This is a genomic window from Fructilactobacillus sp. X3R5C2, from assembly GCF_059901175.1.
In genome coordinates this window covers 1-233 of the sequence record NZ_JBWXVC010000055.1, presented here as the reverse complement: position 1 = coordinate 233, position 233 = coordinate 1, and the positions used below count along the sequence as shown (strand labels likewise).

The 233-nt window shown below is 43.3% G+C and carries 1 protein-coding gene; it reads left to right on the top strand.

What is annotated here, in order from left to right:
* A partial coding sequence (locus AC6UD4_RS07395) for a hypothetical protein (RefSeq protein ID WP_500709663.1) occupies window positions 1–233 on the top strand: 233 nt, incomplete at both ends.

Genomic DNA, 233 nt, shown 5'->3' with positions numbered 1-233 from the left:
CAGCAATTCAGAAGGTTTGTAATTATCTCGACTGTTTATGCAGTCCTTTTTGGAGTCGGCAACGTTCTGCTTGTCAAATACAACGCAGGCATTATCGGACTACAGATATGGAGTCTTTTTCTTTCCGCCGCACTGGGAATAGGTTATTTAATTGCGGTAAAGCGTGTTTTTTCTGAGTTTCGTTTTACTCTTGATGTCCCCGGCGTTCTCTGGAGGTCAGCGATTCACTATTC